This window comes from Niastella sp. sgz303648, assembly GCF_059587045.1.
Genome location: NZ_JCAPSW010000003.1, coordinates 698,855 through 725,798, shown reverse-complemented (window position 1 = coordinate 725,798; position 26,944 = coordinate 698,855). Strand labels below are relative to the sequence as shown.

At 42.7% G+C, this 26,944-nt stretch carries 20 protein-coding genes; 8 read left to right on the top strand and 12 right to left on the bottom strand.

Annotation, left to right across the window (positions count from 1 at the left end; genetic code table 11):
* Positions 1 to 118: 118 nt before the first annotated feature.
* Entirely contained in the window at positions 119 to 550 is a 432-nt protein-coding gene (locus tag AC59IL_RS11960) for a hypothetical protein (RefSeq protein WP_496552358.1), read from the bottom strand.
* A gap of 490 nt (positions 551 to 1,040) precedes the next feature.
* Between AC59IL_RS11960 and AC59IL_RS11955 the strand changes: the two genes are divergently transcribed.
* Together AC59IL_RS11955 and AC59IL_RS11950 are read left to right on the top strand one after the other, a co-directional pair.
* Complete coding sequence (locus AC59IL_RS11955) at positions 1,041 to 2,180, top strand: cystathionine gamma-synthase (protein WP_496552357.1); 1,140 nt, start codon at positions 1,041 to 1,043, stop codon at positions 2,178 to 2,180.
* 167 nt (positions 2,181 to 2,347) lie between these two features.
* Positions 2,348 to 3,121 (top strand): TIGR02757 family protein, encoded by a 774-nt coding sequence (locus tag AC59IL_RS11950; RefSeq protein ID WP_496552356.1) that lies wholly within the window; start codon positions 2,348 to 2,350, stop codon positions 3,119 to 3,121.
* 58 nt (positions 3,122 to 3,179) lie between these two features.
* Here AC59IL_RS11950 and AC59IL_RS11945 read toward each other — a convergent pair whose 3' ends face one another.
* The gene (locus AC59IL_RS11945) at positions 3,180 to 5,891 is read right to left on the bottom strand and encodes an outer membrane beta-barrel protein (RefSeq protein WP_496552355.1); all 2,712 of its coding nucleotides are present in this window, start codon (positions 5,889 to 5,891) and stop codon (positions 3,180 to 3,182) included.
* 248 nt (positions 5,892 to 6,139) lie between these two features.
* Here AC59IL_RS11945 and AC59IL_RS11940 point away from each other — a divergent pair, with 248 nt between their 5' ends.
* Positions 6,140 to 6,469, top strand: a complete 330-nt coding sequence (locus AC59IL_RS11940) for a hypothetical protein (protein WP_496552354.1) — start codon at positions 6,140 to 6,142, stop codon at positions 6,467 to 6,469.
* A gap of 20 nt (positions 6,470 to 6,489) precedes the next feature.
* Entirely contained in the window at positions 6,490 to 7,614 is a 1,125-nt protein-coding gene (locus tag AC59IL_RS11935; protein ID WP_496552353.1) for a GNAT family N-acetyltransferase, read from the top strand.
* A gap of 44 nt (positions 7,615 to 7,658) precedes the next feature.
* Here the strand turns inward: AC59IL_RS11935 and AC59IL_RS11930 are convergent, their stop codons facing one another.
* The 4 genes from AC59IL_RS11930 to AC59IL_RS11915 form a co-directional block, all read right to left on the bottom strand.
* Positions 7,659 to 8,321, bottom strand: coding sequence for a sterol desaturase family protein (locus tag AC59IL_RS11930; RefSeq protein WP_496552352.1), 663 nt, complete (start codon positions 8,319 to 8,321; stop codon positions 7,659 to 7,661).
* Between the two features lie 145 nt (positions 8,322 to 8,466).
* A complete protein-coding gene (locus tag AC59IL_RS11925; protein WP_496552351.1) occupies positions 8,467 to 9,564 on the bottom strand; it encodes a fatty acid desaturase family protein in 1,098 nt (365 codons plus the stop codon).
* A 203-nt stretch (positions 9,565 to 9,767) separates the two neighbouring features.
* Entirely contained in the window at positions 9,768 to 12,539 is a 2,772-nt protein-coding gene (locus tag AC59IL_RS11920) for a bifunctional glycoside hydrolase family 9 protein/polysaccharide deacetylase (RefSeq protein WP_496552350.1), read from the bottom strand.
* A gap of 90 nt (positions 12,540 to 12,629) precedes the next feature.
* A complete protein-coding gene (locus AC59IL_RS11915; protein ID WP_496552349.1) occupies positions 12,630 to 13,889 on the bottom strand; it encodes a serine hydrolase in 1,260 nt (419 codons plus the stop codon).
* 240 nt (positions 13,890 to 14,129) lie between these two features.
* Between AC59IL_RS11915 and AC59IL_RS11910 the strand changes: the two genes are divergently transcribed.
* The 4 genes from AC59IL_RS11910 to AC59IL_RS11895 all read left to right on the top strand — a co-directional run bounded on the left by AC59IL_RS11910 (position 14,130) and on the right by AC59IL_RS11895 (position 19,451).
* Positions 14,130 to 15,140: a fumarylacetoacetate hydrolase family protein gene (locus tag AC59IL_RS11910; protein WP_496552348.1), complete on the top strand. Its 1,011-nt coding sequence runs from the start codon at positions 14,130 to 14,132 to the stop codon at positions 15,138 to 15,140.
* An 83-nt stretch (positions 15,141 to 15,223) separates the two neighbouring features.
* Positions 15,224 to 16,105, top strand: a complete 882-nt coding sequence (locus AC59IL_RS11905) for a flavin reductase family protein (RefSeq protein ID WP_496552347.1) — start codon at positions 15,224 to 15,226, stop codon at positions 16,103 to 16,105.
* 126 nt (positions 16,106 to 16,231) lie between these two features.
* Positions 16,232 to 17,758, top strand: a complete 1,527-nt coding sequence (gene lysS, locus AC59IL_RS11900; RefSeq protein WP_496552346.1) for a lysine--tRNA ligase — start codon at positions 16,232 to 16,234, stop codon at positions 17,756 to 17,758.
* A gap of 412 nt (positions 17,759 to 18,170) precedes the next feature.
* Positions 18,171 to 19,451: a T9SS type A sorting domain-containing protein gene (locus AC59IL_RS11895; protein ID WP_496552345.1), complete on the top strand. Its 1,281-nt coding sequence runs from the start codon at positions 18,171 to 18,173 to the stop codon at positions 19,449 to 19,451.
* Between the two features lie 69 nt (positions 19,452 to 19,520).
* Here the strand turns inward: AC59IL_RS11895 and AC59IL_RS11890 are convergent, their stop codons facing one another.
* The 6 genes from AC59IL_RS11890 to AC59IL_RS11865 all read right to left on the bottom strand — a co-directional run bounded on the left by AC59IL_RS11890 (position 19,521) and on the right by AC59IL_RS11865 (position 26,665).
* Complete coding sequence (locus AC59IL_RS11890) at positions 19,521 to 20,234, bottom strand: hypothetical protein (protein WP_496552344.1); 714 nt, start codon at positions 20,232 to 20,234, stop codon at positions 19,521 to 19,523.
* A gap of 176 nt (positions 20,235 to 20,410) precedes the next feature.
* Positions 20,411 to 21,232 carry an SDR family oxidoreductase gene (locus tag AC59IL_RS11885; RefSeq protein ID WP_496552343.1) on the bottom strand — a complete coding sequence of 274 codons (822 nt, stop codon included), beginning with the start codon at positions 21,230 to 21,232 and terminating at the stop codon, positions 20,411 to 20,413.
* Between the two features lie 631 nt (positions 21,233 to 21,863).
* Entirely contained in the window at positions 21,864 to 23,411 is a 1,548-nt protein-coding gene (locus AC59IL_RS11880; RefSeq protein ID WP_496552342.1) for a DHA2 family efflux MFS transporter permease subunit, read from the bottom strand.
* A gap of 184 nt (positions 23,412 to 23,595) precedes the next feature.
* Complete coding sequence (locus tag AC59IL_RS11875; RefSeq protein ID WP_496552341.1) at positions 23,596 to 24,645, bottom strand: HlyD family secretion protein; 1,050 nt, start codon at positions 24,643 to 24,645, stop codon at positions 23,596 to 23,598.
* 31 nt (positions 24,646 to 24,676) lie between these two features.
* Positions 24,677 to 26,005: a TolC family protein gene (locus AC59IL_RS11870; protein ID WP_496552340.1), complete on the bottom strand. Its 1,329-nt coding sequence runs from the start codon at positions 26,003 to 26,005 to the stop codon at positions 24,677 to 24,679.
* 18 nt (positions 26,006 to 26,023) lie between these two features.
* Positions 26,024 to 26,665: a TetR/AcrR family transcriptional regulator gene (locus AC59IL_RS11865; protein ID WP_496552339.1), complete on the bottom strand. Its 642-nt coding sequence runs from the start codon at positions 26,663 to 26,665 to the stop codon at positions 26,024 to 26,026.
* Positions 26,666 to 26,944 lie beyond the last annotated feature (279 nt).

Here is a 26,944-nt window from a genome sequence, read left to right as displayed (position 1 = left end):
AATAGTAAAGGTGAGTCTACCTTCAAGAGGAAAGCTCACCTTTATTTTGCTTAGAAGGGTGAGCTACTTTCTAAGAGAGTAACTCACCCTTCGTAAAATCTCAATGCGAAGCCGGCACTTAAATCTTTCTGTATTTTTCTGTCTGCTGGCTGTTGCCATCAGCGTCTACTTTCAACGTATACCAATATGTTTTATCTTCTAATTTAATAAAGTAAGCTACGGTACCTTCATGTGTAACTTCTGTTACGCCAAATATTTTTTTGGTAGGATGATCGTTGCTTATTTTATTAAGGATATTCAAAGGCAGGTATTGCGAAGCATAATATCTGAGAGAGCTCAGCATTTTTCCTTCCTTATCATAATTAACTTTTGTTCTGATACCTGAGTTAACAAAGCTTACAGTGAAATAGGTGGGAAATTCTTCCCAGCGTACTTCTGTTGCACTGCTGAAGGTTTCATTGAATGCTTTTAATACTTTTTCGTTCGGATCGAAAGCAAAAGCGCCTGCTGCAAGCAGAACGCAAATAATCATGGCTGATACTTTTTTCATGGCTTTTTATTTAAAATGCGTGATTGATGAACCAAAAGTAGTGTTGAATAAAGGGCAAGTCAAGGTAATTGGTACAGGTGGGGGGTACATGACAAGATCTACGAATGTTTTCGCACATTTTATGCATCCACGCTCATGCAAAGTTGGCCATCAAATGCAGGCGGGTAACCGGTTTGCAAAATGTTACAACAAATTTTCATATTCGGGTTAAGTTTCTGTTAAACCGGATATCCGGATATTTTCGCTTCGCGAATAATGGGGTTGCCACAGATTAACACAGATAAATACAGCAGTTGGCGAAGTAAAAGAATCTGTGTTCATCTGTGCAATCTGTGGCAAAAGTTATATTCCGCCGAAGGCGGAAGAATGGAATCCGTGGCAATATCTTCTGAGCGTAGCGAAGGTTCAGTGGCATTATTTTACGCATCTTTGCAAATTCTGATCATTATTCCTTAACCATTATTAAATCATTTATTTTCAATCAGATAATATGAAATTAGGTACCAAATTCATACATGCAGGAGCTGAACCCGATCCTTCTACCGGCGCTATTATGACGCCTATTTATCAAACATCCACCTTTGTACAATCTGCCCCCGGAAAAAATAAAGGTTTTGAATATGCCCGCTCGCAAAACCCTACCCGTTTTGCACTTGAAGAAGCACTGGCTGTTATCGAAAACGGAAAGTATGGTCTTGCATTCAGCAGCGGAGTGGCCGCAACCGATGCCGTTATCAAATTGTTACAACCCGGCGATGAAGTAATTGCAGCCAATGACATGTATGGCGGCACCTACAGGTTGTTTACCAAAATATTTGAAAAATTCGGCATCCGCTTTCATTATATAAATATGCAGCAGGCCGAAAACATTCAACCCTACATCAACAAAAACACAAAACTCATCTGGACCGAAACGCCTACCAATCCGCTCATCAATGTGGTTGATATAGCAGCTGTGGCTGCTATTGCCAAAGCCAACAATATTCTGCTTTGTGTTGATAATACATTTGCATCGCCTTATCTGCAAAACCCGCTCGACCTGGGTGCCGATATTGTAATGCACTCTTCGACCAAATACCTCGGTGGACACAGTGATGTTATTCAGGGCGCTCTTATAATGAACGACCAGGCGCTACGCGATCAGTTGTATTTTATTCAAAAAAGCTGTGGCGCAGTACCCGGACCTATGGATTGTTTTTTGGTATTGCGTGGCATTAAAACCCTACACATACGCATGCAACGTCATTGCGAGAACGGAGAAAAAATAGCCCATTTTTTACGCAATCATCCAAAGGTTGGTCATGTTTACTGGTGCGGCTTTACCGATCACCCAGGTTATGCCATTGCCAAAAAACAAATGCGCGGCTTTGGCGGAATGATCAGCTTTACATTAAAAGACGATAGTGTAGAAACCGCTATGAAACTGTTATCGGCTACAAAAGTATTTGCACTGGCCGAAAGCCTTGGAGGGGTTGAATCGCTCATTAATCACCCCGCCACCATGACGCATGCTTCTATTCCCCGTGAAGAACGCATTAAAAACGGCCTCAGCGATTCACTTATACGCCTAAGCGTAGGTATCGAAGATGCCGAAGATCTGATTGAGGATTTGAAGATAGCTATTGGTTAAAAAAGGCAGTGGGCAGTAGTGAGCAGGCAATGGTGAAAGGCAAGTAGTGAGTTGTTAGTGGCGAGTAGGTGATTCATGTGTTATTGAAGATTGCTATTAGTCAGGTTTTCTGAATTGAGGGTTACTTCTTCATTTTTCATTTATTATTCGTTATTCGACATTTCCGTATGAAACAGCCATCTTTAAAAGAATTTCTGAACCGGAAAGTAGAGGAGTACAACCAGCTCTCCTTTATTAAAGATGATCCTGTTTCAATACCCCATCTTTTTACCAAACAGCAGGATATTGAAATTGCGGGGTTCTTTGCAGCCGTATTTGCCTGGGGCAACCGCACTACGATTATAAAAAAATCGCACGAACTGATGCAGGCGATGGACATGTCGCCGCATCAGTTTATTGTACAGCACAGCGATTCTGCATTGAAAAAACTGCTGTTGTTCAGGCACCGCACCTTTAACACCACCGACCTGTTATACTTTATTGAGTTTTTAAAATTCCATTATTCAACGCATAGCAGTTTTGAAACAGCCTTTACGCGAAGCATGGAGGCTACCGATGATACTATCGAAAATGCACTCACCGGTTTTCATCATTATTTCTTTTCGCTCAACGATGTACCGAACCGAACCCGCAAGCACATTGCCTCACCCGAACGAAAATCGACCTGCAAAAGACTGAATATGTATTTGCGGTGGATGGTGCGCCGCGATGACCGCGGTGTTGATTTCGGCATTTGGAAAAACATACAACCCGCACAGCTCATTTGCCCAATTGATTTACATGTAGCACGGGTAGCCAAACGTTTTAACCTGTTGCCCCGAAAGCAAATCGACTGGCAGGCCGCCCTTGAGCTAACTACCTGCCTGCGGCGCCTCGATGCCAGCGATCCGGTGAAATATGATTTTGCTTTATTTGGTTTGGGAGTGGTAGAAAAATTCTAACCTAATTCGCCACTCAATCGCTTAACTTCTCCGCTTACAATTTTCCACTGCCCACTGCCTATTGCTTTATATTGAACTTCCTCAAATTATATATAAAGCTCAGCAAAAAGTATTGCTGCAGCACCTGTGTTTGCCGGTCTTCGATATAGGTTTGTGAAATGCTGCGGTACACTCCCGCATTCTGTTTTAATATATCGTACACAGCTAACCGCAAAATGCCCTGTTGCTTTTTAAATAATAAGCAATTAACGGCGGCGCTCCACATGGTAACACTTTTGCTGAAGCCTGCCGCCATCTGGCTGTTATAATTATACTGCAGGTTATTTTCAACGATCAGCCATTTGGGTTTATTCCAGAAGGCGCTTACCGAAAGGCTTTTGGTATTGAAATCGGCATCCTGTATCGATTGCGAATAATGCGTTTTATTATAGCGAATGTTAAAAGCCGGCATAACGCTAAACAACTGCTTATAGGTAAAATTCAACCCAACCGATTGCGAAATACTGTAGCTGTTTGAGGTTATGTTCACCTTATTGCTAAAAGTATTATTCCGGTTAAAATAGCCGTTACTGCCCAGGTTCATGCGCAGTATTACATCGTTCTGCTTCCAGGTACGGCTGTACTGCAGGTTACCCGACAAACCGTAATTGCCATTCAGGTTTACAGGCTGTGTTATCTGCCGGCCCACATCATCGTACCAGGTTTGATAAACGATCTGGTTTCTGGTTGTATTAAAATTCAGGCCTGTAAACCAGTAGTTGTTGCCCTTTGATTCACGAACCTGCATACTGATGTTGTGATAAAACGAAGGGCGCAAATCGGGATTACCCAGCTGCACGTACAGCGGGTTACTGTTATCAGGCACCGGCTGCAATTGTTGTATAGAAGGCTGCTGACTGCGACCATTATAATAAAGCGACACGCTTCCTGTTTTACTGAAGTTATAGCCCACGTTGGCAGATGGCGAGAAATTCATATAGTACTGATGCAGTAAAGTGTTGGCGGTAGGTGAATAGTTGTCCTGCTTCAGAAACTGAATGCCCGACCCTATCGATGCTCTGTACTGATCTTTATTGTACGACAAACTTACATCGGGGTTATGTACCGCATTTATGTTACGAAAAGCATTGGTATAAGCCGAATCTTCAAGATCGTATTTACCGGTTACAGCATTGAACCGGTTGGTAATCTTATCTGACCAGCTATTGTTGTAGTTGTAATTATACCGTAAAATGGCGTTAATGTATTTGGTTACCGGTTCGCTATACGTTGCGGTAAACGAAAGAATATTGCCCGAATTCTTTATAAAGCTTCGCTGGTTGAGCACATCGGTGCTGTCGATCGACCCGTTTTTATAAAAATCGTTTTGACCAACATTATCATTGGTCGACTTGAGATCGTTATAATTATAATTAAAGCCCAGCGTAAAGCCCCTGCCCAATTTTCGAAAACGATGACTTACAAAAAATTCTCCGGTCCAATATTTACCATCCCCCTTTGAACTGTAGGTATTTGCGCTGGTATTGATCAACTGGCCCGCAAGGCTGTTTGAGGTAGCGGTGTTGGTGGTAACGGCATCGCTCCCATTGGTATTTACATACGAGTTAATATTAATTTCGGTCAGCGTATCGATGGTATAACTGGCATTCAGCGACAACCGGTGATTGGTATAGTTGTTAGTACTGTTGTTTTCACTATTGTAATAGAAAGAAGTATCGGGCAATTTGTTCAACCGCTGCGCTTTTGAAAAATTGTCGTTATGGCTGCTGTTATAAAAATAACTGCCATTCAGTTTTAGCTGCCTGCCCAGGTTTTCGCTGAAGTTCAAACCGCCCGATGCAGAGCGGGTTAATCCGCCACCGCCGCCATCGAGCGTGCTTTGCAGGTTGCTCATATTGAAATCGCTTCCCGAAATACTACCCCGGTTGGTATTGTTAACATTGCCAATAAAATTCAGCTGTTTGGCGCCGCTAAAGAAATTGATCATGCCGCCCGCTTCGTACCGTTCGTTCGATCCATAACCGGCACTCACCCTGCCAAACCAGCCTTTTTGCACTTCTTTTTTAAGTGTAAGATTAATGGCCAGGTCTTCGTTTCCGGTGGAGGTTTTATTAAAACGGGCCTCCTTGCTTTTGTTATCCATTACCTGCAACTTATCAATGATATCTTTCGGCAGGTTTTTAAGTGCAATTTTAGGATCACCACCAAAAAAATCCCTGCCATCGACCATTAGCTTTGTTACCTTTTTACCGTTGATGGTAATATTGCCGTCTTTATCAACTTCAACACCCGGTAATTGTTTCAGCAGGTCTTCGACCATGGCATTGGGCATGGTTTTAAAAGACGATACATTGAACTCGAGCGTATCCTGTTTTACCGAAACAGGCGGTCGCTGGGCGGTAACGGTCACCGCCTTCAATTCGTTAAATACTTTAACCAGGCGAATGGTATCGAGTTTCATTTCCCGGTTTTCGGCTGAAAGGGTAATTTTCTGTTCAAAGGTTTCATAACCTCTGAAAGTGATAACTACATTACAGGCTTTATTAAAGGGAATCTCTCCAATACTAAATTCGCCTTTGTGGCCCGCAAGGGCATAGTTAATTAAAGAAGAATCTGATAAAAGATAAACGGCAATGGAGGTTGATTCGAGTGGGCGCAGGCTTAATGAATCGATAACTGTACCTTTGATAATACCAAAGCGGGTGCGCTGTGCCTGCACACAGGTACTCACGAGCAATAAGCATACAATTATCCCTGCACTCCAACGCATATCCTGAGAATAAGGTTAAAATGTTACGTTAAGTGAGGGTCAATGAATGCGTTAACTTACAGATGCAAATCAGTCGCTCTCTGGTTACATCTCTTATGTAAATGTACTTAAATGATGGCATACGGGCCGAACTTTTTGAGGTATAAACGCATCCTGATGGCAGTATTTTCAACACAAAAATCTGCTGTCATAATACACAGGATGCCTGCAAATTTTTTTTCATGTAAACCGATCTTATTAACACAGCTATGCAATTGACCGAAGAAAATATATTACTGGTACACCAGGAACTGACGAAAGATTTTAACATTCCTGCTACAGGTAGTAAAACCGATCTGTTACAGGTGCTGACGGCCGGCATCAATCATTTAATAGATAACGATTTTGCCCGCCTGATCAATATCCTTTACCGAATAGACATTTCAGAAAATACGCTGAAGGAAACTTTAAATACGCATGCCGGGGAAGATGCCGGGCTGTTAATCGCAAATCTTATTATAGAACGGCAGTTGCAGAAATTACAAATGCGGGCACAATTCAAACCACAACAGAATATTCCGGATGACGATAAATGGTGAATAATTCCTAAGTTCGCTACATGAACCTGATAGAGGTAGCTAATGATATACAGGCGCGGGAATTTATAAATATGCCAGGGATTATCTATAAAAGTGATTCAAACTGGATTCGCCCGCTCAACAGTGATGTGGAGGCCGTATTCGACCCTTCCCGGAATGTTTTTTTTTCGCACGGTATATGTAACCGCTGGTTACTTACAGATAAAAACGGCTCGCCCATAGGCCGTATAGCAGCTTTTATTAATTATGAAAAAGCCCATAAAAACCCACAACCAACCGGCGGATTAGGTTTTTTTGAGTGCATTAACGATATCAAGGCCGCTTTTTTACTATTCGATACGGCCAAAAACTGGCTGAAAGCTAAGGGTATGCAGGCCATGGACGGCCCAATAAATTTTGGAGAAAACGATAAATACTGGGGCCTGCTGATACACGGATATAAACCGCCAAGCCTGGGCATGAATTACAATCCTGCTTATTACAAAGATTTTTTTGAATCGTACGGGTTTACCAAATTGTACGACCAGTTTACCAATTTTCTTGACGCTACCACGCCCCTGCCCGAAAGGTTTACCAAAATAGCCGACTGGGTGATGAAAAAACCGGGCTATACTTTTCGCCATTTCAGTAAAAAGCAGTTCGACCGTTTTGCCGGCGACTTTCGCGAAATTTATAACGACGCCTGGAGCGATTTTGAAAATTTTACCCCTATTGAAATGGGCACCATCAAAGAATCGTTCCGCCAGATGAAAGCCATCATGGACGAAAAGATCATTTGGTTTGCCTATTATAATGATGAACCGATTGCGGTTGTATTATGTTTGCCCGACGTTAACCAGATACTGAAGCACGTAAACGGCAAACTAAACCTGTGGGGTAAGCTAAAATTTTTCTGGTATTCAAAAACCACAACCGTCAATCGCCTCAGGATCATAATTATGGGTTGTAAAAAGAAGTTCCAGAACCATGGTATTGAATCGGCTCTGATCCGCTGCCTGCAGCTTGAAGTACTGCCACGGAATACTATAACGGGCGTAGAATTGGCCTGGGTGGGTGATTTTAACGATAAAATGATCGCCCTGCACGAAGCAACGGGTGCAAAGCAGGATAAGATACATAGAACCTATAGATACGTTTTTAGTTAACCAGTTGATCAGTTAACCAGTTAACTGGTTAACTGATCAACTGATCAACTTTTAAACATAAGCTCCCTCACCTTCTCCTTATCTTCCTTTTCCTTCCCAAGGTCGAACATGGTACCAAATACTCTATCCCAGATAGTGGTACTTACCCCATATCCCTTGTTTTCATCTTTATAATGATGCAGGTGGTGATTGCGCCACAGCGGTTTCATCCATTTAAAAGGAGGGTTCCAGGCATGAATAGCATAGTGCATGCTGCCGTATAATAAATAACCGAGCATAAAGCCGGGGAAGAACATAAAAACATGTTGCCGAATGATCAGGTACATCAGCCCAAAAATGGCCGAAGCCAATATCAAACTGGGCACCGGTGGCAAAAACAGGCGTTGCCTATCGCGGGGATAATGATGGTGGTTACCATGCATGGTGTACACAAACTTCTGCACACGGGGATTTTCACTTACCCAATGGTACAAAAAACGGTGAGCGATGTATTCGAAAAACGTCCAGAATAACAGGGCGCTGAAGAATGTAATCGTAATGCGCAGGGCCGAAAAACCAAAATGATCGTTGCTGTAATAAAGCATATACACAATCACCGGCACATACATACCCCATATAACCAAAGGATGCGTTTTGGTGAGCATCTCAAGGTATTGGTTCTGAAATAATCGTGCCTGTCCTTTATTATGTATCTTCTCAAATTTCATAACCGCTTAAATATTAGCAAAAATAAAAAAATTTAAGCTACAAGGCACAAGGTACAAGGCACAAGTCATGAAATGAGATCAGTTAAACTAAAGTTAACCTGTTCAAATTTAAACGTCTTGTACCATGAGCCTTGAATCCTGTGCCTTACATTGTTTCTTCAAAAATATTCTCCGTTACCCCGTTCTGTTTTAACAACCGGTAATGTTTAAACAGCGACTCTCCTAATGAGTATTGCCGGTATGGCCAGTTATACCTGGCAGCATAGTCTTTCAGTAATCCGGTTATTTCGGGATAATAAATATGATTGATATTGGGAAAAAGATGATGCGCCACATGATAATTAAAACAGCCCATAAAGGACCGCGTAAACCAGTTATCGTGCGTTACATCGTTGGTGGTAATGAACATATGCGTCATCCAGCTATGGGCCAGTTTATTTTCCTCATCGGGGTTGGGAAATTCAGAGCTGGTGTTGGCATGCGGACTTAACAATACCATTAACGAAAAAACACTGGCGGTAAACAGCATTAGCAAAAAGCCGGCAATTACATGCAGCCATGCTACACCCAGTATCAATTTGGGCAACACGATAAGGTATAATAGAAACAGCGCTTTAAATACAAACAGTTTTACATATTCGATACCAGGAATAGTAATCAGCTTCCAGATGGTTCTTTTCTTATTAAAAAAGTCTTTAAAGTCGCGTACCAGTAACCAGTTAAAAAGATATAATGGATATAAAAGCGGCATATATATATGTTGATAGCGATGAAGATACAACGTGCTGCTATCAGGAAAAATGCGTACAAGATTGCTTTGCTCAATATCGGTATCCCATCCGTTAACGTTAGGATAATTATGATGAAAGCGAATATGCCGTAATCGCCATATATAACTATTGGCGCCCATTAAATCAAAAATGTAAACGTACCATTCATTCAGCCATTTGCTGTTGAATATAGTGCCATGCACGGCATCGTGAATAATATTTAAAAAAATCATTACCAGGGTAATACCCAGTAAAAAATAACCGGTATAAAAAACAACCGGGTGATCTCCTGCGGCTAATATAGTACAATAAATAAAAAGATATAGTACGGGGAATAATACAGCTTTTAATAGAATGCTTCCCCGGCGTTTGGGTTCCAATTGCAGCACAAGAGTATTCACATCCTGCCGCAATTGTTGAAAAATGGCTTCGCCGCCACTTTTCGCATAGCGTGGTTTGGTTACCTTTTCCATCGGTCATCGCTTTTTAAACAAATCCTGTCTTAATTGTATGCTTGCTTAGGGTACCGTGTGGTTGTTGGAAAAGTTGATGTATTATAATGTAACCCGTATGGTTAAAAAAAGTTTACATAAAGGTCAATTATTTTTAAGCAATATTGATCTTCATCATGCCGCAAGCGCTGCATAAACGATACTTTTTACATCTCTTTTTAAGGTTACTTTAATAACTCATTGATAGTAACCAATGAATAATTTTTTCTGCGAAGGAAGTCTATAAGCAGGGGAAGCTGTTTATACAATTTATCTGTTCGTGCGGGGTTGGTACCAATATGAAGCAACAGTATAAACCCATTAAGGCCGCCGGGACTCCTTTTTTCATAAGCTTTAATGGAATCTACAATAGCGGCGCTGCTGCGCCAGGTTTTCATATCGGGCGTGGTATAATCGGCATTACTGTAGGTTCCGGGGGTAAAATTTACCAGTTGAAGTCCCTGCTGCCGGGTCCATGCTGCAATGGAGTCGTTATACCATTCATAGGGAGGCAAAAAAAACGGGGCCTGTTTTTTGGTGATACCAAAAGCCTGCATGGCGTCATAATTTTTCAACAGGTCGGCCTTAAACTGATTTTTTGTAACCAGTAAACTATCGCGTTTAGTCCAATCACAATATAGCAGGTGTTGGTCGGCGTGAGCGCCGAGGTAATTACCCAGTATCACCAGTTGCTGAATATAGGACCTGAATGCAGGGTTGCGGTAAAAACGGCCGGTAAAGAAAAAAGAAGCCTTTAGTCTTTTCTGCAGAAGCGTTTGAATGATATCAGGTGCGCCATCGGCATATTCATCGCCGGTAAAAACAAGCGCCAGTTTTTTCTGGCTGGTATCGCCTCGTATTATAGCACCATAACTATAAGTAAAGGTTCCCTGTTTAGGATCTGCCTGCGTACCAGGATCTTTTGACGGTGCCCCCTTTTTTGAACCCTGACTCAAGGTGCCCTCTTTGGAAGTTCTATCACCGGAAGTACCCACATTGGAAATCCCGGAGGTACTCTCATCGGAAGCGCTTCCTGTTTCGGCTTCCTGCTGGGTGGTGCGCATGTCTTTACCGGTTTCGCCCGGCTTATTGTTTGAGCGCCCGAAAGTTCCCATATCGGAAGTCTTCCCTCCCTGAGTCCCCCCACCGGGGACATTCAGGGGGGCCGGGGCGGGGGCCAAACCCGCCTCTTTTGCTGCCAGCAAATAAATCAGCGAAGCGGTGCCATCCATGGTAGGCTCATTGGTTGAATAATCGCCATAATCATCATGATACACTACGAGGTCGCTTTGAAAAGCAGCATACTCATCGGGCTCATTCAATGTTATACCTATAAGATTTTTATAAATAGAACCATAAACAGGGCCATCAACCAAACCACCGTCGATGGGGTATTTTTTAAGATGCGTAAATGCCGAATGCGGATCAGTTGGTGTGTCTCCCGTTGCCGGTAAGCCATACACCATGGAGGTGCCCCAGGGATTACAGCCAAATAACCAGTCGAAATTGGCCTGTTCCAGCTCATTATAAGCAGCATCGCGGCTTAGCCTACGGTACCAGTAACATTGTATGGCAAAGGAAGTAGTAAGATTGTTACTGCACCATATAAAGGGAACGCCCCGGTAAAAAGCATTTTGTTTTGCTTTTTGCCAAACAAGGTCGATGCCCTGTTTATAATATCCGATAATTTCTTTTTGTTCTTTTCCTGCCAGTTGCCGGGCCAATTCGTAATGACCTACATTAATAAAAGGATACCACTGATAATGTTTTGCAGTATCGGACCCCAGCCAGGGAGTTACTTTTTCCTGCTGCGCAAAATCATAAGCCTGCTTTAAATATTTATTATGCCGGGGGTTCATCGAAATGCTGGCCATATCATATATGGCAGCACCGGCCAGTTCCATATCATCGGTCCAGTTATCTTCTTCATAAAAATAGGGCGACTTACCGGGCGCCGTTTGACAAACACCTGGCTTTTGCAAGCCCAATGCCCAGGCCGATAGGGAACGTTGTTTTAAAACAGAATCGTGCAATACAGCAGCGCCCAACGCAAATGCGCTCGCAAATTTGCCGGCGGTGGAGGCCAAACCGGTTGACCGGTTTTTATATTTTCCAAATCCCTGCGGTTCGCCGGTACAAAAATAAACCGGGCGTTCGTACCCCCTGCCGTAAAAACTATCTTCTTTGGGTATACGCATTCCATGATGATCGCGGTCATCGGCAATCTGATTAAACAACCAATCCTCTTTAGGGTGCATTTTTAATAACCAGTCGAGCCCCCACCGGGCTTCGTCCAGTACATCGGCACGGTTATTTTTACCGCTTAACCCGTTGGCCTGGTACTGATCGGTAAACACTTTGGGAAAATCGCGATATGCGGCCAGCAAATGATAAGTGGCATTGGCCGATGTGGTAACATATTGCAGGTAATCCGATGCATCGTGCCAGCCGCCGCTAACGTTTATATGTGTACTATCGGGCATGGGCCCGTATAAAGTATAGCCATCATGGGTGTGGCAACTATCTTTCAAAAACGGATTAAAGCCGCTGCGTTGCTGGCGCATATAACGCAAACAAAAGTCGGCCGCTCCTTTATATACATCCTGCCCAATGATAAATTCAGGTGAAATTACCGAGGCTGCTTTAATCATATACCGCCCGGGTTTGGTAAACGCCGAAAAATTCAACCGGTAAGTTTGTACAAACGGGCCATAAGCTCCAAATGGTTGAACCGCTTTTCCCTTGTATACAACTTTGCGGTTGCCGGCATCGATGATTTCAAACTCATTGATCGTTTGTAATTGTTTACTGCACCATACAGCTACTTTACTGCTAATGGGTTTATAGCCCAGCAGGTTAATGCGGATCCAGCTATCTGGTTCGGTTTGTTTCTTTTCAACAAAACCGGTAATGATAAGGAGTACAGAAATTATAGTAATTGAAAGAAATTTTTTCATGCGTGTGCTTTTAAACCTTCAGGGGGTTTAGGAGGAGGTCAATTTTTCATCTATACCCGGTTAATTTTGGGTATGCCTTATGGGGCAATGCTAAAAACGCTCATGATTTTTATAATCGAACTTAAAACTGCTCAGGTCAGGAGTATATTGTCTTTTCCTTTTCAATTCATACTGATAAATAATATTACCCACTTCTTTAAAAAAAGGATAGCCGGTTTCTTCATACTCATATTTATCATCGTTTAAAACACCATCACTGTTCACATAAATATTACCGCTTAACATAAACTCAACCTTATTTTTGAAATCAACTATATAGGCAACATCGGTTAAAAATCCATACGACCAGCCGGTTTTATTAAATACCCTTATGTACGATGGAATTTTGCTTTTCCATGCTTTGAACATAAAAAATTTGGTATAGCTGTCGAAGTATTCGGTTGTATCGTAATGCGGATAATCGCTTTCTGATGGCAGCTCGCTCATATAACGGTACAAAAAATCATAATCGTCACTGTTTAACTGAAACCGTTTTTTTGCAGGCACCGAATTAGGGAATAAAGCCGATTGCAATACCTGCTGCATATCTTCCAGCGGAAAATTATTGTGGGTTGTAAAATCCATCGGTGCGTTTATGAGGCTGTCGTACCGGTTATAATGCGCCCGTCCGATCAGTATTTTTTTATCGAAATCGAAAGGTATCAGATTATAAGCTGCAGGCTGTGCATACAACAAAGTATCTCCGGCAACAAATCTGATAGGATTGGTATGGCGGTTTTCATCTTCATTCATAGTTACAAACCGGCGGGTGATGTGTGTATCGGCATAACCCATTTGCCATAAGCGTTCGTTCAATTGCTGCTGACCAACAAATTCGTATAACCGGTTATAGGCATCGTTATCGCTTACCAGAAATATTTTTTTAACATAATGGGCCACTGATGGCATCAGGTAAGCCGAGCTGCTATCGTACCAGGCTCTTGATTGATGGTTATACGCACTATCGGTAAGCATAGCAGTATATTTGTTCACCCCATACCGATGCAATGTGTTTATCTTTTCAAGCGCCAGTAAAGCGGTAGGCAGCTTTACCATCGAAGCGGGGTTAAAATATTCGTGGCGGTTAACACGGTAGTAGTAATTGGTAAAATGCGGCCGGTTATTTTTATCGCGATCAATTTTGGTATATATCAGCTGGTAATGAAACGTATCGGGCTGGTTCAAAATATCTTTTAAAAAAGGAGAAGCCTGTTGCCGCACCAGCTGTTCAAGCCAGGCATCTGTTTTACATTGAGCATTGGTGGTATATGCTGTTGCCGACATTGCCGCCAACAGAATAAAACGTTTCATGGGGCAAAAGGTACTAACAAAAATGGGCACAGATATAATTTTTTATAGGGCAAAAAAACGCAATGCGGGTGCATGAAGTCAGATGTCTGAAGTCAGATGTCAGAAGAACCTCAATATTCTCACTACCCGCCTATTTCTTACTTGGTACTTCATACATCATACTTTCCTCTTCAGACTTCAGACCTCTGACTTCAGACTTCGGGATTTGCTTTATATTGCAGCCTTTAAAATTTGCCATAAATGAAAATAGTTTCGTATCTCAGCGATGGGCAAGACCGTATTGCCATACTGGTAGATGGCTATTTATACGATGCCGAAGTATTACATCCCGATATGCCGCATAATATGAGCATGTTCCTGAACTATTGGGAAGATGCCTATTCCATGGCTTTGGGTGGTGAAATGATGATCAGGGAAGGAAAAATACCCAAAACAAAAGGCACACCCTATAATAATGCATCTTTATTGGCGCCGGTTCCTTTCCCCACTTCATGCCGCGACGGTTATGCCTTTCGCCAGCATGTGGCAGCCGCCCGCCGTAACCGCAAGGTGCCCATGATACCGGAATTTGATCAATACCCAATTTTCTATTTTACCAACCACCACAGCATACAGGGACCGGGTGCTATTCAATGCATGCCCGATCATTTCGAAAAACTCGATTTTGAACTCGAAGTAGCCATCGTAATTTGTAAACACGGCCGTAATATCAGGGCCGAAGATGCGGATGAATACATTGGTGGTTTGATGATCATGAATGATATGAGCGCCCGCCGTTTGCAAATGGAAGAAATGCTGTTGAACCTGGGACCCGCCAAAGGAAAAGATTTCGCTACAGTTATCGGCCCCTGGCTGGTAACATTAGATGAGCTGGAACAGTACGAAGTACCGGCAAAAGAAGGACATACCGGCAAAAACTGGGACCTTCGCATGCAATGCAGGGTAAACGATGTACAGGTAAGCGACGGCAATGTGAAAGATATGGACTGGACCTTTGCCGAGATCATTGAAAGAGCATCATACGGAGTTGATCTGTATGCCGGCGACGTAATAGGCAGCGGCACCGTAGGCACCGGCTGCTTTTTAGAACTGAACGGCACCGGCAAACTCAACGATCCCGATTACAAAGAACAATGGCTGCAACCTGGTGATGTGGTTGACATGGAAGTAACCGGATTAGGAATTTTAAGTAATACGATTGTTAAAGAGGAAGATGATTTTTCGATATTGGCCAGAAAAAAGCAAATTTGAAAATTAGCAAATGTGAAAATGTGCAAATGAACTGTAGGCTTTCATTTGCACATTGGCTAATTTGCCCATTGGCACATTAAACTATGATTCTCGACTTAAAAGATTTAACGGCTCCCGTAAAGCAGAATTACCTGCAACACGCCATTGCACCGCGCCCGATTTGTTTTGCGAGCACGATCGATAAGCAGGGCAATGTAAACCTGAGCCCATTCAGCTTTTTTAATTTGTTTTCTTCCAATCCGCCCATCGTTATTTTTTCACCCGCACGCCGGGTGCGCGATAATAGCATTAAACATACACTGGAAAATGTAATGGAAGTGCCCGAAGTGGTGATCAACATTGTTGATTACGAAATGGTACACCAAACCAGTTTGGCCAGCTGCGAATTTCCCAAAGAGGTAAATGAGTTTGTAAAAGCAGGTTTTACCAGCGAACCCGCCACATTGGTGAAACCGCCGATGGTAAAGGAAAGCAAAGTAAAGCTGGAGTGTAAAGTAATTGAAATAAAACCTTTGGGTACCGAAGGCGGCGCCGGCAACCTGGTTTTATGCGAGGTGCTGCGCATGCATATAGCCGATGAATTGCTGAACGAAAATAAAATGATCGATCAGCGCAAGCTGCACCATGTGGCCCGCCTTGGGGGCGACTGGTATTGTAAAGTAGATGAATCAAATCTTTTTCAGGTCGAAAAACCGAATACCAAACTGGGTATTGGTATCGATGCCCTGCCCGAGCCTGTGAAAAATAGCAAAATACTTACCGGCAATAACCTGGCGCAATTGGGCAATGTGAACGAAATGCCGGTTATTGATCCATCTTTTGACGACCCACAGCTGAAAAGTATTTTTCAATATTACGCCATAAATCCCGCTGACATGGAAACCGAGCTGCATGCCTACGCCAAAAAACTGCTCGATGAGGGTAAAGTGCACGAGGCCTGGCAGGTGCTGCTGGCGCTGAATTAGATACCAGTTACCGGTTACCAGATGCCGGGGCGCCGGTAACAGGAAACTGGTAACCTGTAACCGGTTTTCCCCGCCGTTGGTTGTGTGCCACCTAACAAGTACCTTTGCAGCCGCATTTGCAATAATATGAGTACACAACATTTGTCAGAACAGGAACTTATTCGCCGCGAGAAATTAAAAGAATTACAGCAACTGGGTATTGATCCCTACCCCGCCCCTTTATATCCCGTAAATACCACTGCCGCCTTTATTAAACAGCATTATAAAGGAGAAGAAAATAAGGCCGACTTTGCCAGCGTATGCGTGGCAGGTCGTATTAGGAGCATCCGCGATATGGGAAAAGCTTCTTTTGCCGTTTTGCAGGACAGTAGCGGTAAAATTCAATTGTATATCAAACGCGATGAAATTTGCCCCGGCGACGACAAAACGATGTATGATAAAGTTTGGAAACACCTGACCGATATGGGCGATATTATCGGTGTTAAAGGCTATGTGTTTACCACCAAAACCGGTGAAACAAGCATACACGTTACAGAACTTACCTTTTTGACCAAATCGTTAAAACCATTACCGATTGTAAAAGAAACAGAAGGCGAAACGTTCGACGCTGTAACCGATCCCGAATTCCGTTACCGGCAGCGCTATGCCGACCTGATCATAAATCCGCAGGTGAAAGACGTGTTTGTAAAACGTACGCGCCTCATCAATACCATGCGCGAATTTTTAAACAGCCAGGGCGCCCTTGAAGTAGATACACCCGTATTGCAGGCAATACCCGGTGGAGCTGCTGCGCGTCCGTTTATTACCCATCACAATGCGCTGGATGTGCCTTTTTATTTGCGCATTGCCAATGAGCTTTACCTGAAACGCCTCATCGTGGGCGGGTTCGACTGGGTATACGAATTCAGCCGCAACTTCCGCAACGAGGGTATGGACCGTACGCATAACCCCGAATTCACCATTCTTGAATGGTATACGGCATATAAAGATTATTTCTGGATGATGGATATCACCGAACAGTTGTTCGAAAAAGTTGCAGTAGCTCTGCACAATACGACCGAGGTACAGGTAGGCAATGCCATCATTAATTTCAAGGCTCCCTTCAAACGCATTAGCATATACGATGCCATTAAAGAACATACCGGTTTCGATGTAAGCAATATGAATGAAGACCAGTTACGTGAAGTATGCAAAAAACTGGGCATTCATACCGAGGCCAGTATGGGTAAAGGAAAACTGATCGATGAATTGTTTGGTGAAAAATGTGAAGATCATTATGTGCAACCCACCTTCATCATCGATTACCCTGTAGAGATGAGTCCGCTTACCAAAAAGCACCGCAGCAAACCAGGACTGGTAGAACGTTTTGAACTGATCATCAATGGTAAAGAAATCGCCAATGCCTACAGCGAGCTGAACGACCCCATCGATCAGCGTGAGCGTTTTGAAGAACAGGCAGAGCTGCTGAAACGTGGCGACGACGAAGCCATGTTTATCGACAACGATTTTCTACGTGCGCTCGAATACGGTATGCCGCCTACTTCAGGCATCGGTATTGGCATCGACCGCCTGGTAATGCTGATGACCAATCAGCCTTCGATCCAGGACGTATTATTATTCCCCCAAATGCGGCCTGAGAAGATTGTGGAGTGAAATGAGTTCCGGCAATTAAATCTTTAAAGAACATTCGAAATAACAAAAATAGCATATACATATATGTTGTTTTTGTTATTTTTATTAATGCCCCTTCCCTTTTCAACTTTCCTCATACATCTGCCTCTTGTCCCACTCCGGCCTATTCGTTTCCGGAACAACATTTACTGCAATGTTGCCGTCTGATTTACATTATTTTTTTTCATAACATATTACAGATGAATGGGTTAAACACTGGTATTAATGCCCTACATATTTCCGGTTTTAGGACAAATTTTCTCACTTCGGGAAGGATTTTTTTATAAGGTAAAAAATCTTCATGAATAAAGTTTTTGTTTAAAACATATTACATAGTAGTACTTATTTGGCAGCTTACTTGCAAAAATGTAATCAACCTCAAGACCTGTATGATATGAAAACAATCTGTACCCTGATTGCATTTATTGCTATGTCACTAAACCAAACAATGGCGCAAACCTATACACTAAACTGGGGTTCCAGTTTTTCCGGCGGCTGGTACGATGGCGATCTCAGCGGTACAGCTAATAATATAGGTAGCTCAACGGTGAATGCTACTGTTTCTATTACCAGTCCCCAGTCTACCGCCTTTTCAAGCCATACATCTTATACTTCCCCAACAGTAAGTTCAGGCGGTAATCCCTATACAACCCAGTTAAGCTCAAATGTTTCCAATCTTGTTATTGGAGTTAACTTCAGCAGCAATACCCGTTATGCCGATATTGTTGTGAGTTTCACTACAGCTGTAAAGAATGTAACGTTTAATATTGCAGATATTGATAAACCAGGTCCTAACGACAATGATTATTACGATGAAGTTGTTGTAACCGGCACCAACAGTGGCACGGCCGTAACAAATCCAACTTTAAGTAAACTGGTGTCAACATCAAATTATGTTACCATATCAGGGAATGTTGCTACAGCCAACACAACAGATGGAGTGGGTGGCAACAGCGCATCATCAACTACTGATCAACGAGGTACTGTTACGGTTAATTTCGGCACTACTACACTTACTTCTGTTACCATCCGTTACAGAAATAATGCCGCCGCAAAAAGCAATCCCGATGCACAGGCCATCGCCATTGGAAATATTTCTTTTCAGAAAGCAACTACATTACCGGTTCAGCTGATTTCGTTCAATGGCAACCTCAATAATAATAAGGTACAGTTAAACTGGTTAACAGCACAGGAAGAAAACCTTGATAATTTTATTGTTGAAAAAAGCGCCGATGCTCTTTACTGGAAAACGCTTTCAACGGTAACGGCAACGGGCAACAGCAACTCAACCAAAGAATACGCCAGTACAGATGCCAGTCCTTTGACGGTGAATTACTACAGATTGAAACAAGTTGACCTTGACGGAAGATTTATTTATTCGCAAATTATACGTATACGTACAGGCGCGCAGGAAAAAGCCGGTATAAAAATATACCCCAATCCTGTATCAAATACAGCTACTGTTTCAGTAAACAGCAGCAAAAAACAAATAGCATATATTAAACTTTATAACCAGGGTGGCATGCCTGTGAGTAACCTGCAGCGGCCGTTGATCGGGGGCACCAATAACATTGCCATCCCTGGTGTTCACACCCTTGTTCGGGGAGTATATATTGTTAGCGTAACGGATGAACAAGGCATTACTTTAGGCACATCAGAGTTAATTAAAGAATAGCGCCGGGAAAAAGGTGCGAACTGTAACTCTAAACTCTGCACTTCTGTGCGGAGTTTTTTTATTTCCATATCACTTTGCCGGTAACGATGCGCCGTTTTCATCCAAAAACTCAAAGCGGGGATTGTTTTGGTTATCAACGTATAGCTTGATACGTGGTTTTCCCTTTGTATCAAGAATAAACAACCCCACTTCGCCATTGCTGTTTTTCCCTGCAAAAAAACGTTTTGCGGCCGCCTCGCCCTTTTGCTTTCTTTCCCTATAATATTTTGCAACGGCCGAATCGCCATACAACCGTTGTATAGAATCTGTTTCATGTATTACCCGTTCGAGCGGATAGCTATCCGGCTCATCCCATAATTGTAAGCCATACGAGCGCTTTTTTGTTTCGCCTTGTTTTTCTTCATTATAATTCAGCTGCATGATCTGGTCGTTTTTGAACTGGTCAACCGAAAAAGCCAGGCCCGCCTCTTTCACATTGCCATCGTATACCAGGCCACCGCATTCATCACCCGACGAATTAAAAAAGATAATCCCGGCATCTCTATCACGCTTTGGAAGCAATTTGCCATTGATCATTCCCGGGTGTTGCTTTACTTTATTACTGATCACCATTTTTAATTGTCCGTTCTTTTCCACTATGTTGATGCGTTCAACATCTATTTCTTCAAAATGAGGTTTATTATGCCCGGTAAACGATAAAATAATAAACAGTACAACAACAGTGGTTAATGTAAACGCATACCATTTGAGGAACCGAACTTCTTTAATGATTTTATTTTCCATCAGATAAGTAATTTAATCTGTAAAATATGCGATTTCAGCTAACTGCATTTACCGCTTTTCAAATCATTAACCACCGCTGCAGCACTGATGATTGCTGTAAAGTGGTGATCGCTACAGTATAGCCATAAAAAAACCTCGTAACCGTCGGTCACGAAGTTTTCTTTCAGAATAACATTTTATAAAAAAAGATCGGGCATTAGCTTTTGCGAAGGATTTATTGCATAATGGGTAAAATCCCAAACACCCTGTTGAATCAATATGTCTTCATCAATAAAAAAATTGCCGGTACACTCGTTAGAAGGTCTTTGCAAAATATAATAAGCAGCATCGGCTACTATTTCGGGCTTGCGGCTTCGCTGCATTAAAATATCCCCGCCTACTACATTTTGTATTGCAGCAGTAGCGATAGTAGTTTTTGGCCATAGCGCATTCACTCCAATGCGATGTGCCTTCATTTCCTCTGCCAGGCCCAATACAATCATGCTCATACCAAACTTACTGATGGTATAGGCCAGGTAGCGCCCGAACCATTCAGGATTTAACGTCAATGGCGGCGACAAATTCAGAATATGCGGATTGGCGGCCTTTTTTAATGCAGGTAAACAGGCTTTGCTCATAAAAAATGTACCCCGCACATTTATATCGTGCATCAGGTCCCAGCGCTTGGGTTCTGTTTGCTCGGTAGGGGTTAATGTAATGGCGCTGGCATTATTGATCAGTATATCAATGCCACCCAACTCATCTATGGTGGTTTTTGCAATATGCTCAATACTGTCTTCAAAGCGAATATCGCCCTGTATAGGAAGTACTTTCCCCGAACCCACTTTTGAAATGTCTTCTGCAGCGCTGTAGATGGTTCCTTCGAGCTTTGGATGCGGCTCCGATGTTTTTCCAACAATCGCAATATCAGCGCCTTCACGCGCCAAACGCATGGCAATCGCTTTTCCGATGCCCCGCGAGCCACCGGTTATAAGCACTTTTTTACCTTGAAACAGCATATTAGTTTAAATTAATGATTGTAAAATTTTGTTCTTCAAATTCAAATATATGGTCAAGTATTAGTCGCTATGCGCACTCGTATTTTTACGAACTAACGGGTAATTTCTGAATGATATAAATCAAGCATTTGTTCGCTTGTATTTACAAAATATTAACAATATGTTTGTATTCGTCAGATTGATTGATTCACACGGACACCAATATCCAAAAAAAACCAAATCCAACGATCCAAAGAAAAACCAAAAAACAAAATCCAGAAAAACCACCGGTCAACAAAACCGGAATCCAAGATCCAAAGAAAAACCGAATCCGTAAAAACCAATATTCCCTGTGAACCAAAGTGTACCAGAATTAATCAATCCGACAAAAAGTAAAATCCAAAATCCGTATTAATCCAGGCATCCTTTGAAAATGAATTAAAATTTGTACCTCCTGATGACCCTGTTCCTTTTGGTAAGGTTTCGTACAAACTTTTTGCAGTCCCGAAGTTCATTCGGGACTGTTTCTTTTTATATAAGTCCGGAAGACGGAAAGTCCGAAAGACGCTTGCCGGTTAGCAAACTTCTTTCGGACTTTCTAACTTCTAACTTCCATCTTTTCTGACTTCCGGTCTTTCCGACTTTCGGACTTCTAATGCGCATCTACTGCAATTGCCGGCTTCTTCTTAAACCGCTGCAAATAAATAACCGGTATTGATGCCAGTACAAATACGCCGATCAACATATACATGCTATCATAAGTAACCAACATGGTTTGCCTCACTACCGTTCCCTCGATGGCCTTGAGGGCCATTTGCCGCGCCTGTTCCAGCGAAAAGCCTTTGGCCATAAAACTTCGAATGAGGCCATCCAGGCGCTGTAAATACGCGGAGTTATATTGATTAATATTTCCAAGCAGCAGGTTACGTATTTCACCCGACTTTAAGTGAATAAGCGTAGTAAGAATCGCTACTCCAAATGAACCGCCTAACTGCCGCATCATATTGTTCAACCCCACACCCTGACCAATTTGCTTTCCCTGCAGATCCTGCACGGCCAGCGTTGTTAACGGCACAAACAAAATAGCCATTCCAATACCACGGGTGATCAACGGCCAAAAGAAATCGCCGGTTCCCGATTCAAGGGTTGAGTTCGACAGCAGCCAGCAGAAAACAAAGAATAGAAAAAATCCACCGGTAGCCATCAACTGAGCCGGCACGCCCCGCTTTAACAACATACCTACAAATGGCATCATGACAATTGTAGCAACACCGCTGGGTAACATAATGAGGCCGGTTTGAAGAGCGGTAAATCCCAGCAGGTTCTGACAAAATACCGGGAATATAAACACCGACCCGTATAAAGCAAAGCCAAGGCTGAATGAAGTAATGATCCCTATTGCAAAACTTCGGTTTTTAAGAATGCGAAAATCTACCACCGGGTGATCGGTACTCAACTCCCTCCAGATAAAACCAATTACCGACAATATGGTGGTTACTGTAAGCAACGCAATGTATGGTGTAGCAAACCAGTCTTCCGACTCCCCTTTTTCAAGCACTACCTGCAAACTTCCTACGCCTGCGGCCAGCAACAGAATACCCCACCAGTCGATCGGTTTGTCTTTTGAAAACCGTGGCGATTCCCGCACGAACATCGATACCAAAAACGCAGCGATGGCGCCTACCGGAATGTTTACATAGAATATATAACGCCAGTTTGAATTATCAGTGATATAACCACCGATAGTAGGGCCAATTGTAGGACCCACCACGGCGCCTAAACCAAACAAGGCCGTTGCCATGCCGATCTCTTCACGCGGCCAGGTTTCCATCAATATAGCCTGAGCGGTAGATAACAAACCGCCACCGGCCAAACCCTGCAATATTCTGAATAAAATAAGTTCAGTAAGATTGTTGGCATAACCACATAAAAAAGAAGCGAGGGTGAATATAAGAATGGAGGCCAGGAAATAATTCTTTCTTCCGAAACGATCGCCCAGCCAGCCCGACATGGGTAATACAATTACATTCGCCACCGCATATCCGGTTACCAGCCAACCTGCATCTTCAAGGGTGGCGCCCAGGTTACCCATGATATCGGGCAGAGCCACATTCACGATCGTTGTATCTATCAGCTCCAGCAACGAAGCCATGATTACCGTAATGGTAATAATCCATTTTCTAAATCCATGTTCTGCCATTGCTAAGTATTTTAAATATCAATGCATCCGATGGGTTTTCTTTGGAAGTTCGCTTACTCAACACACCCATCAGATGCGTTAAGCAAGGCATCCGATACCCGCCCGAATGAACGCTTTCGGACGGGTGTTTTTATTTAAACATCAACTTTTAACCAAAAACCTATCGGATGCTTAACCTTTACAATTATTTGGTTTCAACCACCACTTTAGCGCTCAATCCAGGACGTAAGCGGTTGAAAAATGCTGTATCCGATTTATCGAGCTTTATACGAACAGGTACACGTTGAACTACTTTCACAAAGTTACCGGTGGCATTATCGGGAGGCAGCAGAGAAAATTTAGCGCCTGTAGCTCCTGAAAACGACTCAACCGTTCCTTTCAGATCATGTTCGGGAAAAGCATCTACTATCACATGTACAGGTTGACCAATTTTCAAACTTTCCATTTGCGTTTCCTTGAAGTTGGCCGTTAAGTATAAGCCTGCGTCGTTCACTATTGAAAATAACGACTGACCTGCCTGCACCAGCTGACCGGGTTGAATGGTTTTCTTTGAAATAACACCATCAACAGGCGCTGTAATAACGGTATATGTTATCTGCAGTTTTGCATAATCAATATCAGCCTGGCGTAATGCTATGTTCGAAGCCGATGCCGAAACCTGCTGGCGGTTGGTGCTTACTTTTTCCTGCACCACCGGCACCTGGGTTTCAGCAGCGTGCAACGATGCTTCCGCAGCATCTTTTTCGGCTTTGGCATCATCGAACTGCGCCTTCGTAATGGCGTGATCTTCGTACAGGTTCTGGTAACGGTTAAAATCTTCCGTTGCTTTCCATACACGTACTTTGGCCGTTTCGATATTTGCCTGTGCAGTGGCAATACCGGTTTTAGCTTCGGCTACTGCAAACTGCGATACATTCACCGATTGTTTGGCAATTCCCAGGGCTGCTTCGGCCTGTTGCAGCTTAATCTGATAATCCCTGTCGTCGAGTATTACGAGGGTATCACCGGCTTTTACCAACTGGTTATCGTTAAAGCGGATATCTTTTATGTACCCGCTTACCCTTGTTACAACGGGGCTGATATCTGCATCGATCTGGGCATTATCGGTTTCTTCATGGCTTTTGCCATAGAAATATTCTTTTGCTGTAAATGCCAGTGCACCTACTAATACAAGACCCAGGATAATAGGGAAAATAATTTTTTTGCCTTTACTGCTCTTTTGTAATGCGTTCATACAATATCTCTTTAATTCTTTTTTAAAAAGTTTAGGGTTGAATGTGTCCGGTCGTTTTCAGCAGGGTATAATAAGCGGCCGTTGCATCTGCTTTGGCCAGCTCAAGATTCAAACGCGATTCGTACAACAGGGTTTGCGCATCGATGCGTTCGGTGGTTGTAACCAGGTTGTTCTTATACTTCGATTCAGTTATTCTTTCATTTTCGTTTGCCTGTACTACTGCATCTTCGAGCACCTTTATCTTTTGCAAAGACTGTTCGTATTGGGTGTAGGATTTGTTTACATCCATTTTCACCTGGTCGGTAAGCACGCTGCGGGTAGCTTCTACTTCCTGCTTTTGCAAATTGGCCTCGGTTACTTTGTTTTTATTTTTAAAGAAACCGGCAATGTCCCAGCTTGCATTGATGCCCACTACAAAAGGAGCCAGATAGGTAGCGCTTTTGGGGATGAGGGCCTTTGAAGGATTGATGTAGTATAAATTACCGCCTATGCCTACAGTAGGTAATTTTTCATCGCGTATCTTTTTAATGTTTACATCGGCCATTTTATCCTGATAATTCAGCGAGCCAAACTCCTTTCTATCCTGCAGGGCCTGCTTCAGGTATACATCCGGTTTGTTATCTACATCCAGTTTATACACTACGTCCTGTGCCTGTAAGTTGGTATTTTCCGGCAAGCCCAGCAGAATATCAAGGTTATAGTTTACTACTTTACGGTTATTTTCAAGTTCAATCTGTTGCAGCTGTATATTCGACTTTTGCAGTTGAAAACGCAGCACATCGTTGCGCGTGGCCAGCCCCTGGCTTTCGAATTTCTTTATCTCTGTTAATTTTTGCTCAACGTCTTCAAGGTTTTGTGCCACTATTTTCTGGTTCTGCTGAATTTTATAAAAGTTGATGTAGGCGTTGATGATGTTATACACTATTTCATCTTTGTCTTTTTCAGCATCCAGTTTGCTGCTTTGGATCAGCAGGTTGGCCGATTCGCGGGCATAGCGAAATTTATGTCCGGCAAAAATGGGTTCGTTAACGCTGATGGTTGCCTGGTATAAAGTGTTGTCGAACGGAAACTTCATCTTGGCATCCGATCCGCCGGAAGAAGGCAACGCAAAACTTCTCGACAGCATTAAAGCATGGCTGTAACCGGCACTTACTTTAGCGGTGGGCATGCTTTCATCTTTTGCCTGCTCCAATTGCGATACAGCCTGGTCAATTTTATTTTGCGATACTTTCAGTTGCTTGCTGTTTTGAACACCAAGGTGAACAGCTTCATCAAGACTTATTGTTCTGGTTTGCGCATTAGCAGAAGCGATGATTAGTAATAAGGTTAATCCTGCTAATATTTTCTTTTTCAAATTCATGCGTTCAATAATTAAATGTTATTCTTCATTTTTAATATCCAGATGCGCCCGTAACAATTGTTTCAAATGTGTTTTCAAACGGGGAGACATCTTTTTCCTATAGGCAGCATCGTCTGTTTCATCTATTTTCATTAACCGGCAATAAAAGGAACGCGAGTTGGTTGTATGGGTAATTGTTCCCATTATGCTTGCGATGGTTAATTCAATATCTACCTTCCTGAACAGGTTTTTCCGTTGGCCGTCGGCAATCACCTTTTTAATCTGTTCAAGGTTGCGCAGCTTGATGTTGGTAAGCAGCTCTTTAATTTCTGTAGAACGTGCATTATAATATTGCTGCGTCATGATGCAGTGAAAGCGATGGTTACTCAATACCTTATCTACATAATACTCTGCCATCCGCTCAATTTTATCCCATGGGTTCAGTGCCTGATCTTTATTCAATTCTTCAAGAATGCCCAGTGTATATCCTGCCCGCTCTTCAACCAATGCCTCGAGTAATTTTTCCTTTGATCCGAAATAATACGAGATCATGGCAAGATTAACGTTAGCGAGTTGTGCAATATCCCGCACAGAAGTACCATCAAATCCTTTATCGGCAAACAATTGTTCTGCTACAGCCAATATATGCGCCCGTTTATCTACTTTATCTGTGAGTGACATAAAATCTCATTTGGAGCCCCAAAATTAAACAAACGTTTAAATTAAACAAACGTTTAAATAACTTTTCGGCTGAAAAAATATCCACGCCGTCGCAATTAATGGTTCGGCCGGATTGTATAACTGAAAAAATTGTGCAAGGGATTTTTTACCCGGCCAGTGCCTATTGCATTGATAGCCAATTATTGCCACAGGGAATTATAAAATGCTGAAAAAGTTTAGCAGTTCAGGTTGCTGACCATGCCCCGAGGCAGAAAATTTTTATGTTATTTTTTTATTTAC

What these genes read in the sequence shown, in the direction of transcription:
- AC59IL_RS11960 (WP_496552358.1), bottom strand. Translation starts at nt 550, where the DNA reads ATGAAAAAAGTATCAGCCATGATTATTTGCGTTCTGCTTGCAGCAGGC.
- AC59IL_RS11955 (WP_496552357.1), top strand. Translation starts at nt 1,041, where the DNA reads ATGAAATTAGGTACCAAATTCATACATGCAGGAGCTGAACCCGATCCT.
- AC59IL_RS11950 (WP_496552356.1), top strand. Translation starts at nt 2,348, where the DNA reads ATGAAACAGCCATCTTTAAAAGAATTTCTGAACCGGAAAGTAGAGGAG.
- AC59IL_RS11945 (WP_496552355.1), bottom strand. Translation starts at nt 5,891, where the DNA reads ATGCGTTGGAGTGCAGGGATAATTGTATGCTTATTGCTCGTGAGTACC.
- AC59IL_RS11940 (WP_496552354.1), top strand. Translation starts at nt 6,140, where the DNA reads ATGCAATTGACCGAAGAAAATATATTACTGGTACACCAGGAACTGACG.
- AC59IL_RS11935 (WP_496552353.1), top strand. Translation starts at nt 6,490, where the DNA reads ATGAACCTGATAGAGGTAGCTAATGATATACAGGCGCGGGAATTTATA.
- AC59IL_RS11930 (WP_496552352.1), bottom strand. Translation starts at nt 8,321, where the DNA reads ATGAAATTTGAGAAGATACATAATAAAGGACAGGCACGATTATTTCAG.
- AC59IL_RS11925 (WP_496552351.1), bottom strand. Translation starts at nt 9,564, where the DNA reads ATGGAAAAGGTAACCAAACCACGCTATGCGAAAAGTGGCGGCGAAGCC.
- AC59IL_RS11920 (WP_496552350.1), bottom strand. Translation starts at nt 12,539, where the DNA reads ATGAAAAAATTTCTTTCAATTACTATAATTTCTGTACTCCTTATCATT.
- AC59IL_RS11915 (WP_496552349.1), bottom strand. Translation starts at nt 13,889, where the DNA reads ATGAAACGTTTTATTCTGTTGGCGGCAATGTCGGCAACAGCATATACC.
- AC59IL_RS11910 (WP_496552348.1), top strand. Translation starts at nt 14,130, where the DNA reads ATGAAAATAGTTTCGTATCTCAGCGATGGGCAAGACCGTATTGCCATA.
- AC59IL_RS11905 (WP_496552347.1), top strand. Translation starts at nt 15,224, where the DNA reads ATGATTCTCGACTTAAAAGATTTAACGGCTCCCGTAAAGCAGAATTAC.
- lysS (WP_496552346.1), top strand. Translation starts at nt 16,232, where the DNA reads ATGAGTACACAACATTTGTCAGAACAGGAACTTATTCGCCGCGAGAAA.
- AC59IL_RS11895 (WP_496552345.1), top strand. Translation starts at nt 18,171, where the DNA reads ATGAAAACAATCTGTACCCTGATTGCATTTATTGCTATGTCACTAAAC.
- AC59IL_RS11890 (WP_496552344.1), bottom strand. Translation starts at nt 20,234, where the DNA reads ATGGAAAATAAAATCATTAAAGAAGTTCGGTTCCTCAAATGGTATGCG.
- AC59IL_RS11885 (WP_496552343.1), bottom strand. Translation starts at nt 21,232, where the DNA reads ATGCTGTTTCAAGGTAAAAAAGTGCTTATAACCGGTGGCTCGCGGGGC.
- AC59IL_RS11880 (WP_496552342.1), bottom strand. Translation starts at nt 23,411, where the DNA reads ATGGCAGAACATGGATTTAGAAAATGGATTATTACCATTACGGTAATC.
- AC59IL_RS11875 (WP_496552341.1), bottom strand. Translation starts at nt 24,645, where the DNA reads ATGAACGCATTACAAAAGAGCAGTAAAGGCAAAAAAATTATTTTCCCT.
- AC59IL_RS11870 (WP_496552340.1), bottom strand. Translation starts at nt 26,005, where the DNA reads ATGAATTTGAAAAAGAAAATATTAGCAGGATTAACCTTATTACTAATC.
- AC59IL_RS11865 (WP_496552339.1), bottom strand. Translation starts at nt 26,665, where the DNA reads ATGTCACTCACAGATAAAGTAGATAAACGGGCGCATATATTGGCTGTA.